Source organism: Antarctobacter aquimaris (genome assembly GCF_900184945.1).
GTDB lineage: Bacteria > Pseudomonadota > Alphaproteobacteria > Rhodobacterales > Rhodobacteraceae > Maliponia > Maliponia aquimaris.
In genome coordinates, this window is sequence record NZ_FXYF01000002.1 from 31,326 (window position 1) to 44,645 (window position 13,320).

Below are 13,320 nucleotides of genomic sequence, written 5' to 3' on the forward strand. Positions count from 1 at the left end.
TGCGGTTATAGGAACACGCGTTCCACGAACCACCAGGCGCCCACGCAGGCGATGGCCAGCGAGGCGGGCACAGCCACGAAGTGGCGGTAGGCGCCCACCTTGTCGACAAAGGTCGAGGCCAGCAGGCACAGCCCGCAGAGCGCCGCCAGCGGCCAGAGAAAGACCGGCGCCCCTGCCCCCATGATGGCGGTGAACCCCGGCCCGTTCAGCGCAAAGCTGAGGCCCACGAAGGCCAGCGCCAGCACGCCGTAGACAACCTGCGCAACCCGCAGGTCGGTGCGCCCCGAGTTGGCCCGCTGCGCCAGCAGCACCAGCAGGAAGGCCAGCGCGATCACCGACAATTGGCCGATCTCGACCCCGACGTTGAAACCGATCAGCGCCGGCACGAACTGGTCGGCCGGCAGGCCGAATTCGCCCAGCACCGAGGCAAACCCCAGCCCGTGCAGCAGCCCGAAGGCAAAGATCACGGCGGGCCGCCAGCGGTGCAGCCTGTCGGAAACGATGTTCTCGACCGCGACGTAGACGATCGAGGCGGCGATGATCGGCTCGACGATGCTGCCGGGGATGTTGACGTATCCCAGCGCGCCCAGCGCCAGCGTCACCGTATGCGCCAGCGTGAAGGCCGAGATCTGCCACAGCAGCGGACCTAGCCGCGTCGTCAGGAAGAACAGGCCCAGCACGAACAGGATATGGTCCAGCCCCATCGGCACGATGTGCTGAAAGCCGACCGGCACGTAGTAGGCAAAGGCGCCCAGCCCGGTCATCGCGTTGCCCCCGGCAATGGCGATCGGGTCCGAGGTGCCGCCGGTGAGATATCCGGTAAAGCCATCCTCGACGTCCATCTGCCGCAGGATCAGGGTGCCGTACTCGGAGGGCCAGCTGACGGTCAGCGCCTCGGTGCCCGGAGGCAGCGCGCCGCTCAGGAACAGCCGGGACTCGCGCGGCAGGGTGACGTCGGCGATGTCGTCGACCTGCACCTCGGTCACGGTCAGCGGCACCGCCTGCCCGTCCGCCGCGATGCCGACCCGGGCCAGCACCTGCGGCAGATCGCGGGCGATCTCGGCCTTCAGCGCCTCTGGGTCGAGCGCGCGCAACGCGTCCACGCGGTCGGCCTTGTCGGATTCGTTGGTGTCGTCCAGCCCTTCAAGGTCGACCCCGGCGATCACCGGCTCCATGCTCAGCCGCAGCACCAGCGAAACGGTGCCATCCGGCGCGGTCAGGTCCCCGATCGCGGGGCGCACCTCGTGCGCCTGTGCGGCGGAGAGCGACAGCAGGACGGTCAGGATCGCGGCAAGAAAACGGTACATCGGGAAACCTCGTCTGGACGAATGCCTGGACGGAAAGATGACGCGCGGGCGCAGGAGTTCAAGCAGGTTTTCGACCGGCGCGATGACCGAAGGCCTCGAAGCGCGATGTGACCCGGGGCTCCGCCCGTTCGCGGCTTGAAAGCTCCACCGGAGCTTTCATCCGGCGTTGCCTGAACCGCGACCCCTGGGCTCCGCCCGTGATTTCCCCGAACCCTCCACCGGAGGGTTCACCGCGCTCCGCGCGGTGCGGTACCCCGGGGCTCCGGTCGTTCGCGGCTTGAAAGCTCCACCGGAGCTTTCATCCGGCGTTGCCTGAACCGCGACCCCTGGGCTCCGCCCGTGATTTCCCCGAACCCTCCACCGGAGGGTTCACCGCGCTCCGCGCGGTGCGGCACCCCGGGGCTCCGCTCGTTCGCCGCTTGAAAGCTCCACCGGAGCTTTCATCCGGCGTTGCCGGAACCGCCGCTCACCCCAGCGCATACCCCGCGCCGCGGACGGTGCGCAGCGGATCGTCGCCGCCGAACTGGCACAGCGCCTTGCGCAGACGGCCGATATGCACGTCCACCGTGCGCGTGTCGACATAGATGTCGCGCCCCCAGACCCGGTCCAGCAGCATCTCGCGCGACCAGACCCGGCCCGGCTTTTCCATCAGGGTGGTCAGCAGGCGGAACTCGGTCGGGCCCAGCTTCAACTCCTTGCCGGCACGCGTCACGCGGTGCGTCTCGCTGTCCAGCAGGATGTCCTGATACTCCAGCGCCAGCCCGGCCGCCGCGGGCCGCGTGCGGCGCAGCTGCGCGCGCACCCGCGCCATCAGCTCGATCACCGAGTAGGGTTTCACGACATAGTCGTCGGCCCCGGTTTCCAGCCCGCGCACCCGGTCCACCTCTTCGGAGCGGGCCGACAGCATGATGATCGGCGTGTGCCGCGTCTCGGGGCGGGGCTTGATTTGGCGGCAGACCTCGATCCCCCAGACATTCGGCAGCATCCAGTCCAGCACGATGATGTCCGGGCTTTCCTCGGCCACAAGCATCAGTGCCTCCTCGCCGTTCTCGGCGCGGGTGACGCGAAAGCCCTCGGCCTCGAGGTTGTAGGTCAGGATTTCGCGCTGCGCGGGCTCGTCCTCGACCACCAGGACCGTGGGGCGATCCGCGGACATGGCTCAGGCCCCGCCCGCGTCGGGCATGTCCGGCGCCAGCGTGGCGTCGGTCGAGGTGCGGTCCGCCTTGACGCGCATCTCGGACGGCTTGCGACCGGAGGTGAGAAAGACCACCTGCTCGGCGATCGAGGTGACATGGTCGCCCATGCGTTCGATGTTCTTGGCGATGAAATGCAGGTGCATGCAGGCGGTGATGTTGCGCGGGTCCTCCAGCATGAAGGTCAGGAACTCGCGGAACAGCGTGTTGTACATCTGGTCGATGTCGCGGTCGCGGTCGATCACGTCCAGCGCCAGCGCCTCGTCGCGCTGGATGTAGGCATCGAGCGCGTCCTTGAGCATCAGTTCGACCTCGCGCGCCATGCGGCGGATCGACCGCGAGGTGTCGCCGATGGGCTGCATCTGCACCAGCACCGTGGTGCGCTTGGCGATGTTCTTGGACAGGTCGCCCATGCGTTCGAGGTTGGCCGACATGCGCATCACCGACAGCACGATGCGCAGGTCCGAGGCGGTGGGCGCGCGCAGCGCGATGACCCTTGCCACCTCCTGGTTGAGGCTTTCCTCCAATGCGTCGATGGTGGCGTCGCCGCTGCGCACGCTCTGGGCCAGTTCCTCGTCGCGGCTCTCCAGCGACTTGGTGGACAGCTGGATCGAATCTTCGACCAACCCGCCCATCTTCATGATCTTGGCCTGGATGCCTTCGAGATCGCGGTCAAAGGCGCTGGCGATATGGTGCTTGAGGTCTGACATCAGCCGATCCGTCCTGTTATGTAGCTTTCCGTCCGGCTGTCGACCGGGTTGGTAAAGATGTTTTCGGTATCGCCGTACTCTACCAGGTGGCCGAGGTGGAAAAAGGCGGTCTTCTGGCTGACCCGCGCGGCCTGCTGCATCGAGTGGGTGACGATCACCACCGAATAGTCACGCCGCAGCTCGTCAATCAGTTCCTCGACCTGGCTGGTGGCGATGGGATCCAGCGCCGAACAGGGCTCGTCCATCAACAGCACCTCGGGTTCGGTGGCGATGGCGCGGGCAATGCACAAGCGCTGCTGCTGGCCGCCCGACAGCCCGGTGCCGGGGGCGTTCAGTCGGTCCTTGACCTCGTCCCAGATGGCGCCGCGACGCAGGGATTTCTCGACGATATCGTCCAGCTCGGCCTTGGTGCGGGCCAGGCCGTGGATGCGCGGCCCGTAGGCGATGTTGTCGTAGATCGACTTGGGGAAGGGGTTCGGCTTTTGAAAGACCATGCCGACCTTGGCGCGCAGCTGAACCGGGTCCACCCGCTTGTCGTAGATATCTTCGCCGTCGATGCGGATGTCGCCCTCGACGCGGCAGATGTCGATGGTGTCGTTCATCCGGTTGAGGCAGCGCAGAAACGTCGACTTGCCGCAGCCCGACGGCCCGATGAAGGCTGTGACGGTGTTGTCCTCGATGTCCACGTCCACGTCCTTGATGGCGTGGTTCGCGCCGTAATAGACCTGCACCTTGCGGGCGCTGATCTTGGTTGCGTTCTGCGTCACGTTTCTCTCCGAGTGCGGTGCGTCGTACATGTCGTTGATCCCGGCTCCAGGCTTTACCAGCGGCGCTCGAAGCGGCGGCGCAGCAGGATCGCGATGATGTTCATGGTCAACAGAAAGACCAGCAGGATGATGATACCGCCCCAGGCGCGTTCATAATAGGCCGGGTCGGCGCGTTTTGCCCATTCGTAGATCTGCGCCGGCATGGCCGAGTTCGGCGAAAGGAAGCCGGCGGCGATCCCGTCGGGGTAGTTGGTGGCGATGTAGCCCACCATGCCGATCAGCAGCAGCGGCGCGGTTTCCCCCAGCGCCTGCGCCAGCCCGATGATGGTGCCGGTCAGGATGCCCGGCATCGCCAGCGGCAGGACATGGTGAAACACCGACTGCATTTTCGACGCGCCGATGCCCAGAGCGGCGTCGCGGATCGACGGCGGCACCGCCTTGAGCGAGGCGCGGGTCGAGATGATGATGGTGGGCATCGTCATCAGCGTCAGCACCAGCCCGCCGACCAGCGGCGCGGACTGCGGCAGGTGCGCGAACTGGATGAACACGGCCAGGCCCAGGATGCCAAAGACGATGGACGGCACGGCGGCGAGGTTCGAGATGTTCACCTCGATCAGGTCGGTCCAGCGGTTTTTCGGGGCGAATTCCTCGAGGTAGATGGAGGCCGCGACACCGAGGGGCAGCGACAGTGCCAGCACCACGAACATCATGAACAGCGAGCCCAGCATCGCCACCCCCATGCCCGCCTGTTCCGCCCGGCTTTCCGAGGCATCGGCGCCCAGGATGAAGTCGAGGTTGAATTCCTTGGCGATCACGCCGGTATTGACCAGCGCATCGGTCAGGTCGAGGTGTTCGGCGTCGATGTTCTTGTCCCGCGCCACGTCCTCGCGCACCACGCGGCCCTTGAGATAGCCGTCCACCCGCGAGGCGGCGAGCAGGCGGAACTCCACCGTCTGGCCGATCAGCGCCGGGTCGGCGATCACCACGTCGCGCACCTGGGCGGCGGCCGAGGCGGAGATCAGCGCCTTCATGTCCTTGCTGCTGTCCAGCGGCGTCTGGATGCCCAGTGCCGTGACCTGCGCAAAAAGCGCATCCTGGATCAGCGGCGTGTAGCCGAAGGTCGAGACTTTCTTGATCTCCTCGATGTCGCGGTTGCCCTTCTTGTCCAGCTTTGCCGGGTCGAGGAAGATCTCGGTCTTGATGAAGGTCTGCTGGAAGGCGCCGACGCCGTTGCTGAGGATCGCGCCCAGCAGCACCACGAGAAAGAACAGCCCGGTGGCGATGGCGGCGATGCCATAGGCGCGAAACCGCTTTTCTGCGGCGTTGCGGCGTTTCGTGCGCGCATCCTCGGCCGTCAGCGAGATGCGGCGGCGCGGTTCGGGCGTGTCGATTGTCGGATCGGTCATCAGTCGTACTGCTCCCGGTACTTGCGCACGATGTACAGCGCAAAGACGTTCAGCCCCAGCGTCATGACGAACAGCGTCATGCCCAGGGCAAAGGCCACCAGCGCCTCGGGCGAGGCGAAATCGCTGTCGCCGGTCAGCTGGCTGACGATCTTGGCGGTGACGGTGGTCATCGCCTCGAAAGGGTTCAGCGACAGCCGGGCCGCGGCTCCTGCCCCCAGCACCACGATCATCGTCTCGCCGATGGCGCGCGAGGTGGCCAGCAGGATCGCGCCGACGATGCCCGGCAGGGCGGCGGGCAGGATCACCTGCTTGATGGTTTCGGATTTCGTGGCACCCAAGCCATACGATCCGTCGCGCAGCGACTGCGGCACCGCGTTGATGATGTCATCGGACAGCGACGACACGAAGGGGATCAGCATGATGCCCATGGTGATGCCGGCGGTCATCACCGCACGCTGCCCGCCCATCCAGCCGGCGCCGTCCGGGCCGAACACGGTCAGCAGCATCGGGCCGATGGTCAGCAGGGCAAACAGGCCGTAGACGATGGTCGGGATCCCTGCCAGCACCTCCAGCGCCGGCTTGGCCAGCGCGCGCGTCTTGGGTCCGGCATATTCCGACAGGTAGACCGCGGCAAACAGGCCGATCGGCACCGCCACCAGCAGCGCGATCAGCGAGATGTAGAGCGTGCCCCAGAGCAGCGGCAGGATACCCAGCTGCGAGCCGCCGCCAAAGGACGGCGACCAGGTGAGCGAGCCAAAGAACTCGGCCGCCGGGTACAGGCGAAAGAACTCGACCGTGTTGAAGATCAGCGAAAAGACGATGCCCACGGTGGTCAGCACCGCGACCGAGGCGGCGCCGACCAGCAGGACCATCACGCTTTTCTCGACGCTGTTGCGGGCGCGGAACGCCTTGTGTGTCTCGCTCAGCCCCCAGAGCAGCCCACCCGCCGCCGCCAGCAAGACAAGGACCGTCATCGCAATCCCGCCGGTGGCGTTCAGCGCGCGGTAACGTTGCGCCGCGTTCAGGATGGGTTGGGTGATCTCGGCGGTCAGCACCTGGCCCGCGTCCTTCAGCAACTGCGTGGCGTCGTCCGGGGTCATTCCCGCATCACGGGCGGCAATGGCGTTGACCGCGCCGCCGGCCACCGCCTTGTCCAGCCCGTCGGCCACGCGGCGCACCTCGGCCAGCACCAGCCCGCGGCTGGAGCCTTCGGCGACCGCACTTTCGGGGATCAGGCTGGAGACCACGCTGTTGACGTACAGCGGCTGTGCCAGCAGCCAGAGCAGCAGCACCAGCAACGCGGGCGCAAGCGCCTTGATCGCCACGTTGGCGCCATAGTAGCCGGGCAGCGAATGCAGGGCGCGGCTGTCGCCAACGGCGCTACGCAGGGCACGCAGGCGGCCTTGCACATAGCCCACGGCGGCCAGGCCAAGCAGGATCAGGAGTAGCCAGAGAACGGGCATGGACACCTCGGGGAATACGGCTCGGGCGCGGGGCCCGAACGGACGGGGCGGCAGACAGGGCCGCCCCGCGCGGGAGTGTGGGCCATCAAGGCCCGTTTACATGCCTTGGCCCATAGTGATCTCGTCCGCCACCAGCGCCTGCGTATCGGCCAGCTCCGGGTCGGAGACCAGGCCGTATTCGGCCAGCGGGCCATCGGGGCCGGCGATCTCGTCGGCGACGAAGAACTCGGCGAACTCCTTCAGGCCGGGGATCACGCCGATGTGCGCCTTCTTGATGTAGAAGAACAGCGGCCGCGACACCGGGTACTCGCCAGCGGCGATCGACTCGGTGGTCGGTTCGACGCCGGACATGGTGGCGATCTTCAGCTTGTCGGTGTTGTTCTCGTAGAACGCGAGGCCGAACACGCCGATGGCATGGGCGTTGGCGTCGATCGAGGCCAGCGTTTCGGTGTAGTCGCCGTCGATGTCGACCGAACGGCCGTCGGTGCGGACCTTCAGGCAGGCGTCTTCGGCGTCATCCTCGGACATGCCGGCGGCAACCATGGCCTCCAGCGCGCCGGTGGCCTCGCAGCCCGCCGCGATCACCTTTTCCTCGAACACCTCGCGGGTGCCGTGCTTGGTGCCCGGGATGAAGGCCAGGATCTCGGCATCCGGCAGGTCGGCGTTGACCTCGTTCCAGCGGGTGTAGGGGTTGTCGACCAGCGCGCCGTCCCTGACGACCTTGGGGGCCAGCGCGTTGAACAGGTCGGACGGGGTCAAGTTGTCGTAGGCGGGGCCGTCGATCTGGCTGGCAAAGACGATGCCGTCATAGCCGATGCGCACCTCGATGATGTCGGTCACGCCGTTGGCGGCGCAGGCTGCCACTTCATTCTCGCGCATCGCGCGCGACGCGTTGGCGATGTCGATGGTATTTTCGCCCACGCCTTCGCAGAACCGCTTGAGCCCGGCCGAAGAGCCGCCCGATTCCACCACTGGGGTCCGAAAGTCGAAGTTTTCGCCAAAGGCTTCGGCGACGATCGCGGCATAGGGCAGCACGGTCGACGAGCCGGCCACCTGCACGTTGTCGCGCGCGGCGGCGGCCGTGGCCGAAACGGCGGCGATCGCCAGGGTGGAGGCGGTCAGTTTGACGAGTTTCATGGAAAGCTCCCAGGATTTGGACACGACCATCCCCACGATGATCCTCTGCTGCGGAGCGCTACAGGCGGCGCGCTATGCTTTTGTGACAGGCGTGTAACAGTTTTATGAAGCCCTGCGCCGGGCAGCGCGGTTTTCCGCGTGACGTCGGGAAAGCCGCGGCGCGCACGATCGCCGGGCGACCGCCCGCCAAGGCGGCGGCCCCCTACCCGGCCCCGCCTGGCGTCCCGCTGGGCAGGGTGATGAGGAATCGCGTGCCTTTGCCCTGGTCACTTTCGATGCGCAGCCGTCCGCGATGGCGGTTGACGATGTGCTTGACGATGGCCAGGCCCAGCCCGGTCCCGCCCATCTCGCGCGAGCGGTGGCTGTCGACGCGGTAGAACCGTTCCGTCAGGCGCGGCAGGTGGATCGGGTCGATGCCCGGGCCGGTGTCCGCGACCGTCAGCACCACCGCCTGGGCGCGCAGCCGTGGGGCGTAGTCCGGCGGGTCCAGCCGCACGGTCACGCGGGCGCCCTTTCCGGCGTACTTGATGCCGTTCTCGACAAGGTTGGTCAGCACCTGGCGCAGCTGGTCGGCATCCGCCGGGATCACCACCGGCGCCTCCGGCAGGTCCGCGGCCAGCGTGACGCCGCCCGTCTCGGCCATGCGCGCCAGCCCGCGCAGCACCGAACGGACCAGTTCGGTCAGCTCGACCGCTGCTGTCGGGCGCACGCGCTCCTCCGCCTCGACCCGGCTCAGCGACAGCAGGTCGCCCACCAGCCGGTTCATGCGGTGCGCCTCGGCCGCCATGATGTCGAGAAACCGTGCCCGCCCAGCAGCATCGTCGCGTGCCGGCCCCTGCAAGGTCTCGATGAAGCCGATCAGCGCGGTCAACGGTGTCTTCAACTCGTGGCTGACATTGGCGACGAAGTCGCGTCGCATCTGGCCCATCTGCTCGACGTGGGTCACGTCCTCGAAACACACCAGCAGGCCCGTGCCGCCGGGCAGCTCGACCGGGCGCACCGACACGCGAAAGGTGGTGTCCTGCCGCCCCTCGCTGGTCATGTAGGGGCAGCTGCGCGGTGCCCGGTCGCGCAGGCTGCTTTCGATCGCGTCCAGCAGTTGCGGCTGGCGCAGGGCGGTGATGAAGTGCCGCCCCACGATGCCGCCCCCCAGCAGCGTCAGCGCCGACGCGTTGGCGGCCTCGATGCGTTCGTCGCGGCGGATCAGCAGCGCCGGCATCGGCACCGCCTCGACAAAGCCCGCGAAGGCGCCCGCCATGTCAGGCGTCCCGCGCGGCCGCCAGCCCCTCGGCAAAGGTCGCCATCAGCGCCTCGGGCTCTTCCAGCCCCACGGAGACCCGAAAGAAGCCTTCGGACACGCCCATCGCGGTGCGCGCCTCGGCTGTCAGCGCACGGTGCGAGCTGGAGGCGGGGTGCGACAACGTCGTGCCCACGTCGCCCAGCGTCGGCGCAAAGGCGATGCCCTTGGCCGTCTCGGCAAAGGCATTGGCCGCAGCGCGTCCACCTTCGATCTCGAAACTCAGCAGGTGCCCGCCGCGCCCCTGCAACAGCGATTGCGCGCGCGCCGCCTCGGGGTGATCGGGCCGCGTCGGATAAAGCACCCGGCGCACGCCGTCCTGCCCGGCCAGGAAATCGCCCAGCCGCTGCGCGCTGTCCTGCGCCCGCGCGTAGCGCAGCGCAAAGGTGGCAAGCCCACGCTCGGCCAGCCAGCAGTCGAACGGGCTGGCGGTCAAGCCGGTGGTGACGGCAAAGACGCGCATCCGGTCGGTCAGCGCCGGGTCCTTTGCCGCGACCCAGCCCAGCGTGGCGTCGGAATGGCCCGACAGCAGCTTGGTCACCGAATGCAGCACGATGTCGGCACCGTGCTCGAACGGCCGGATTCCCAGCGGCGTGGTAAAGGTGTTGTCGACCACCAGCAGCACGCCGCGTTCGGCGCAGAGCGCGGCGATGCCGGTGAGGTCGGCGATCCGCAGCGTCGGGTTCGACACCACCTCGACCAGCACCATGCGGGTCTCGGGGCGCAGCGCCGCCGCCACCGCCTCGGTCCGTGTGGCATCCACCAGCGAGGTGGCGATGCCCAGCCGCGGCAGGTCTTCCTTCATCATGCGCAGCGACCGGCCATAAAGCTGATCGGCGCCGATCACGTGGTCGCCGCTCTGGCACAGGCCCAGCAGCACCGCCGCCACCGCCGCCATGCCCGAGCCAAGGACGACACCGCCGGTCGCCCCCTCCAACGCGTCGACGCGGCGGGCCAGCACGTCGGCGTTGGGGTGGCCTTCGCGCGCGTAGGTGTACCCCGAGGCGCGGCCTTCGTACTGCGAGTCAAGCTCGTCCGGGCTGCGCGACGCATACACGACCGAGGGCGCGATGGGGGACACAACGGGGGTGGAGACCGACAAGGGCCATCCTGCCGGGCGTTGCAATGTCGGTTTCATGGTGCGCTCCTCGCGAAAAACGGCCTGATTTCGGTTGATTACCGCAACGCTCGGGGGAGGTCGATAGGCACAGAACGGCCGACCTAGGGTCAGTTTGCCCAATTTGGGTGTCAGCCCTGTATATGAGCGTCGTACAACCGGGATACCAGTGCCCATCACCTTGCCGAGCGGAGTTTTCTGTCATGAAGGACGAGCAGACCGACACGGGTCGCGCGCAGGACGCGCCGCAGCCCTCCGATCCGCTTGCGCAAGCGCACTACCAGGCCATGCTCGACCGCATCAATCGGCACTTCTGGGCGCGCGACTGGCAGGCGCTGGGCGACTGCATCTCCGTGCCCAATCGCATCAGCTCGCTGGATGCCGAACGCGTGGTCGACACGATCGACGAATGGCTGGAGCTGGCAAGGGCGGCACGGCAGAGCTTTGTCCAGGTCGGCGCGACCGAGTACCACCGCATCTGCACCGAGGCGCGCTTTGACGACGCCGCCCGGACCCGGATCACCGGCGCGCACAAGACCTATATCCTGCGCAACTCGTCCCTCGTGCTGCCGGTCTACTGCGCGCGGATGACCCTTGCCTGGACGGACGGTGTCTGGCTGTCATCCAGCCTGTTCACCGCGTCGCGCGACAAGGACCTGCCGACGATCCACGCCGACCGCGTGACCCGCCGCGCCTGACCTCAGACCGGCTTCAGCCCTTTGGCAAAGCGCGCGGCGTTGCCCTGGTAGCCCCGCGCCGATTTCTCCAGGCGCGCGATGGCGGCCTCGTCCAGCGCGCGGACCAACTTGCCCGGCACACCCATCACCAGGCTGCCGTCGGGGATCTCCTTGCCTTCGGTGATCAGGGCGCCCGCGCCGATCAGGCAGTTGGCGCCGATCTTCGCCCCGTTCAGGATGGTCGCGCCCATGCCGACCAGGGTGTTGGCGCCGATGGTGCAGCCGTGCAGCATGACCTTGTGGCCGATGGTGCAGCCCGGTCCGATCACCAGCGGGTAGCCCAAGTCGGTGTGGCAGACCACATTCTCCTGCACGTTCGATCCTGCGCCGACTCGGATTTCCTCGTTGTCGCCGCGCAGCGTGCAGCCGAACCAGACCGAGGCGCGCGCTTCCAGCACGACCTTGCCGATCAGGTTGGCGTCCGGCGCGACCCAGGCGTCCGTGGCAATCTCGGGCGCGATGCCGTCCAGTGAATAGATCATTCCCCCTCCTCGAATTCTGCCTGAAGACCGCGGACATGGTCCAGCAGCCCGGGCTGCTGCGTGCGGCGCAGGCGGGCCGCGGTGACGATGCTTTTCAGCCGTTGTTCGGTCTGGTCAAGGTCTTCGTTGACCAGCACGAAGTCGTAGGAGCCCCAGTGGCTGATCTCGTCCCAGCTCTTCTGCATCCGCCGGGCGATCACCTCGGGGCCGTCCTGGCCGCGGCTTTCCAGACGGCGCTTCAGCTCGGCGATGGAGGGCGGCAGCAGGAAGATCGACAAGGTGTGCAGCGCCAGTTCCGAGTTGGTCATCTGCTGCGCGCCCTGCCAGTCGATGTCAAAGAGCACGTCCTTGCCATCGATGATCGCGTCGCGCACCGGCCCCTTGGGCGAGCCGTAGAAATTGCCGAAGACATGCGCATGTTCCAGCATCTCGCCGTTGTTGACCGCCTTCTTGAAGGCGTTCTCGGTCATGAAATGATAGTCCGAGCCGTTGACCTCGCCGGGTCGGGGCGCGCGCGTGGTGGCCGAGACCGAGAATAGGATCGACGGATCCCAGTCGCGCAGCCGCCGCGCCAGCGTCGATTTCCCCGCGCCCGAGGGCGAGGAAAGGATGATCAGCAATCCGCGTCGTTGCATCGGCGTCACTCCACGTTCTGGACCTGCTCGCGCATCTGGTCGATCACGGTCTTGAGGGCAAGGCCCGCCTGCGTCAGCCGGGCATCGCCGGACTTGGAACAGAGCGTGTTGGCCTCGCGGTTGAACTCCTGCATCAGGAAGTCGAACTTGCGACCTACCGCGCCCTCGGCGGACAGCAGGTCGCGCGCGGCGGCGACGTGCGTGCGCAGGCGGTCGATCTCCTCGGTGATGTCGGACTTGACCGCGATCAGCGCCAGTTCCTGGGCGATACGGGCCTGGTCCACGCCGTCGACCGCCTCCATCACGCGGACCAGCTGCTGGCGCAGCCGCTCGGCCTGCTGCGGCGCGCGCTCGACCACGGCGGCCTCGGCCTCGCTCACATGGGCTTCGATCTCGTCCAGCTGGCGGGTCAGCACGGCGGCCAGCGCCTGGCCTTCGGCCGCGCGCATCTGCAGGAAACTGTCCAGGGCCGCGTCGAAATCCGCCAGCAGGGCGGCGCGCAGCGCCTCGGCGTCGGCCTCGGGCGCCTCGGTGGTCATGACGCCGCGCAGGCCGACGATGTCGGCGGCGGTGGAGGGCGCCAGCGAAAGCCCGCGGTGCATCGCCTCGGTCTCGATCAGCGTCATCGCCTTGAGCACCTCGGTCAGCTGCGCCTCGTCCAGCCGGTGCCCGCCGGCGAAATCCTCGGCGGCCAGCTTCAGGCCGATCTGCACGTTGCCGCGGATCAGCCGCGCCGCGGCGCGGGCGCGCACCTCGGCCTCCAGCCCGACGATGCCGTCCGGCAGCCGCAGCCGCAGGTCCAGCCCCTTGCCGTTGACCCCGCGCAGCTCCCATGTCCAGCTGCGCCCCAGGCCCTGCCCCGAAAGGCTGGCGAACCCCGTCATAGATTGCCGCATCACGTTCCTCCGATCGTCGAAAGGGGGGTATCGGCTGCGGCGGTCCGGCGCAAGTATCCGCCACAAACGTTAACCTTCGAACAAGAATTGGGACGAATTCGAGACGAAGCTCTGCTAGTAATGAATTCGTAACTTTGATTAAGCAGGCTGGTGGTCGGGGGGCCCCTCCATGC

At 67.5% G+C, this 13,320-nt stretch carries 13 protein-coding genes; 1 reads left to right on the forward strand and 12 read right to left on the reverse strand.

Annotated features, from left to right (window positions below; translation table 11 throughout):
- Nucleotides 1–5 precede the first annotated feature (5 nt).
- The 9 genes from MAA8898_RS02945 to MAA8898_RS02985 form a co-directional block, all read right to left on the reverse strand.
- On the reverse strand, nucleotides 6–1,307 hold the full coding sequence (locus MAA8898_RS02945) for a HupE/UreJ family protein (protein ID WP_094019498.1): 1,302 nt from the start codon (nucleotides 1,305–1,307) through the stop codon (nucleotides 6–8).
- A gap of 466 nt (nucleotides 1,308–1,773) precedes the next feature.
- Nucleotides 1,774–2,463: a phosphate regulon transcriptional regulator PhoB gene (gene phoB, locus MAA8898_RS02950; RefSeq protein ID WP_094019499.1), complete on the reverse strand. Its 690-nt coding sequence runs from the start codon at nucleotides 2,461–2,463 to the stop codon at nucleotides 1,774–1,776.
- A gap of 3 nt (nucleotides 2,464–2,466) precedes the next feature.
- Entirely contained in the window at nucleotides 2,467–3,210 is a 744-nt protein-coding gene (gene phoU, locus MAA8898_RS02955; RefSeq protein ID WP_094019500.1) for a phosphate signaling complex protein PhoU, read from the reverse strand.
- Nucleotides 3,210–4,007: a phosphate ABC transporter ATP-binding protein PstB gene (gene pstB, locus MAA8898_RS02960; RefSeq protein ID WP_094019501.1), complete on the reverse strand. Its 798-nt coding sequence runs from the start codon at nucleotides 4,005–4,007 to the stop codon at nucleotides 3,210–3,212. The genes phoU and pstB overlap by 1 nt, the downstream gene beginning before the upstream one ends.
- Nucleotides 4,008–4,030: 23 nt before the next feature.
- On the reverse strand, nucleotides 4,031–5,383 hold the full coding sequence (gene pstA / locus MAA8898_RS02965) for a phosphate ABC transporter permease PstA (RefSeq protein ID WP_094019502.1): 1,353 nt from the start codon (nucleotides 5,381–5,383) through the stop codon (nucleotides 4,031–4,033).
- On the reverse strand, nucleotides 5,383–6,846 hold the full coding sequence (gene pstC / locus MAA8898_RS02970) for a phosphate ABC transporter permease subunit PstC (RefSeq protein ID WP_094019503.1): 1,464 nt from the start codon (nucleotides 6,844–6,846) through the stop codon (nucleotides 5,383–5,385). Before pstC ends, pstA begins: the two co-directional genes overlap by 1 nt.
- A 96-nt stretch (nucleotides 6,847–6,942) precedes the next feature.
- On the reverse strand, nucleotides 6,943–7,983 hold the full coding sequence (locus MAA8898_RS02975) for a substrate-binding domain-containing protein (protein WP_094019983.1): 1,041 nt from the start codon (nucleotides 7,981–7,983) through the stop codon (nucleotides 6,943–6,945).
- Nucleotides 7,984–8,185: 202 nt separating this feature from the next.
- Nucleotides 8,186–9,241 (reverse strand): ATP-binding protein, encoded by a 1,056-nt coding sequence (locus MAA8898_RS02980; RefSeq protein WP_094019504.1) that lies wholly within the window; start codon nucleotides 9,239–9,241, stop codon nucleotides 8,186–8,188.
- Between the two features lies 1 nt (nucleotide 9,242).
- Nucleotides 9,243–10,418, reverse strand: coding sequence for a trans-sulfuration enzyme family protein (locus tag MAA8898_RS02985; protein ID WP_094019505.1), 1,176 nt, complete (start codon nucleotides 10,416–10,418; stop codon nucleotides 9,243–9,245).
- 182 nt (nucleotides 10,419–10,600) lie between these two features.
- On the opposite strand from MAA8898_RS02985, the gene MAA8898_RS02990 reads away from it, so the two are divergent.
- The gene (locus MAA8898_RS02990) at nucleotides 10,601–11,095 is read left to right on the forward strand and encodes a hypothetical protein (protein WP_094019506.1); all 495 of its coding nucleotides are present in this window, start codon (nucleotides 10,601–10,603) and stop codon (nucleotides 11,093–11,095) included.
- Between the two features lie 2 nt (nucleotides 11,096–11,097).
- Here the strand turns inward: MAA8898_RS02990 and MAA8898_RS02995 are convergent, their stop codons facing one another.
- From MAA8898_RS02995 to MAA8898_RS03005, 3 genes are read right to left on the reverse strand one after another with little or no spacing between them, the layout of a single operon-like run.
- Nucleotides 11,098–11,616, reverse strand: coding sequence for a gamma carbonic anhydrase family protein (locus tag MAA8898_RS02995; protein WP_094019507.1), 519 nt, complete (start codon nucleotides 11,614–11,616; stop codon nucleotides 11,098–11,100).
- A complete protein-coding gene (gene gmk / locus MAA8898_RS03000; RefSeq protein WP_094019508.1) occupies nucleotides 11,613–12,251 on the reverse strand; it encodes a guanylate kinase in 639 nt (212 codons plus the stop codon). Before gmk ends, MAA8898_RS02995 begins: the two co-directional genes overlap by 4 nt.
- A 5-nt stretch (nucleotides 12,252–12,256) precedes the next feature.
- Nucleotides 12,257–13,147 carry a YicC/YloC family endoribonuclease gene (locus MAA8898_RS03005; RefSeq protein ID WP_094019509.1) on the reverse strand — a complete coding sequence of 297 codons (891 nt, stop codon included), beginning with the start codon at nucleotides 13,145–13,147 and terminating at the stop codon, nucleotides 12,257–12,259.
- Nucleotides 13,148–13,320: the final 173 nt, after the last annotated feature.

Coding starts and splice junctions, on each gene's coding strand:
- MAA8898_RS02945 (WP_094019498.1), bottom strand. CDS start 1,307: ATGTACCGTTTTCTTGCCGCGATCCTGACCGTCCTGCTGTCGCTCTCC.
- phoB (WP_094019499.1), bottom strand. CDS start 2,463: ATGTCCGCGGATCGCCCCACGGTCCTGGTGGTCGAGGACGAGCCCGCG.
- phoU (WP_094019500.1), bottom strand. CDS start 3,210: ATGTCAGACCTCAAGCACCATATCGCCAGCGCCTTTGACCGCGATCTC.
- pstB (WP_094019501.1), bottom strand. CDS start 4,007: ATGTACGACGCACCGCACTCGGAGAGAAACGTGACGCAGAACGCAACC.
- pstA (WP_094019502.1), bottom strand. CDS start 5,383: ATGACCGATCCGACAATCGACACGCCCGAACCGCGCCGCCGCATCTCG.
- pstC (WP_094019503.1), bottom strand. CDS start 6,846: ATGCCCGTTCTCTGGCTACTCCTGATCCTGCTTGGCCTGGCCGCCGTG.
- MAA8898_RS02975 (WP_094019983.1), bottom strand. CDS start 7,983: ATGAAACTCGTCAAACTGACCGCCTCCACCCTGGCGATCGCCGCCGTT.
- MAA8898_RS02980 (WP_094019504.1), bottom strand. CDS start 9,241: ATGGCGGGCGCCTTCGCGGGCTTTGTCGAGGCGGTGCCGATGCCGGCG.
- MAA8898_RS02985 (WP_094019505.1), bottom strand. CDS start 10,418: ATGAAACCGACATTGCAACGCCCGGCAGGATGGCCCTTGTCGGTCTCC.
- MAA8898_RS02990 (WP_094019506.1), top strand. CDS start 10,601: ATGAAGGACGAGCAGACCGACACGGGTCGCGCGCAGGACGCGCCGCAG.
- MAA8898_RS02995 (WP_094019507.1), bottom strand. CDS start 11,616: ATGATCTATTCACTGGACGGCATCGCGCCCGAGATTGCCACGGACGCC.
- gmk (WP_094019508.1), bottom strand. CDS start 12,251: ATGCAACGACGCGGATTGCTGATCATCCTTTCCTCGCCCTCGGGCGCG.
- MAA8898_RS03005 (WP_094019509.1), bottom strand. CDS start 13,147: ATGCGGCAATCTATGACGGGGTTCGCCAGCCTTTCGGGGCAGGGCCTG.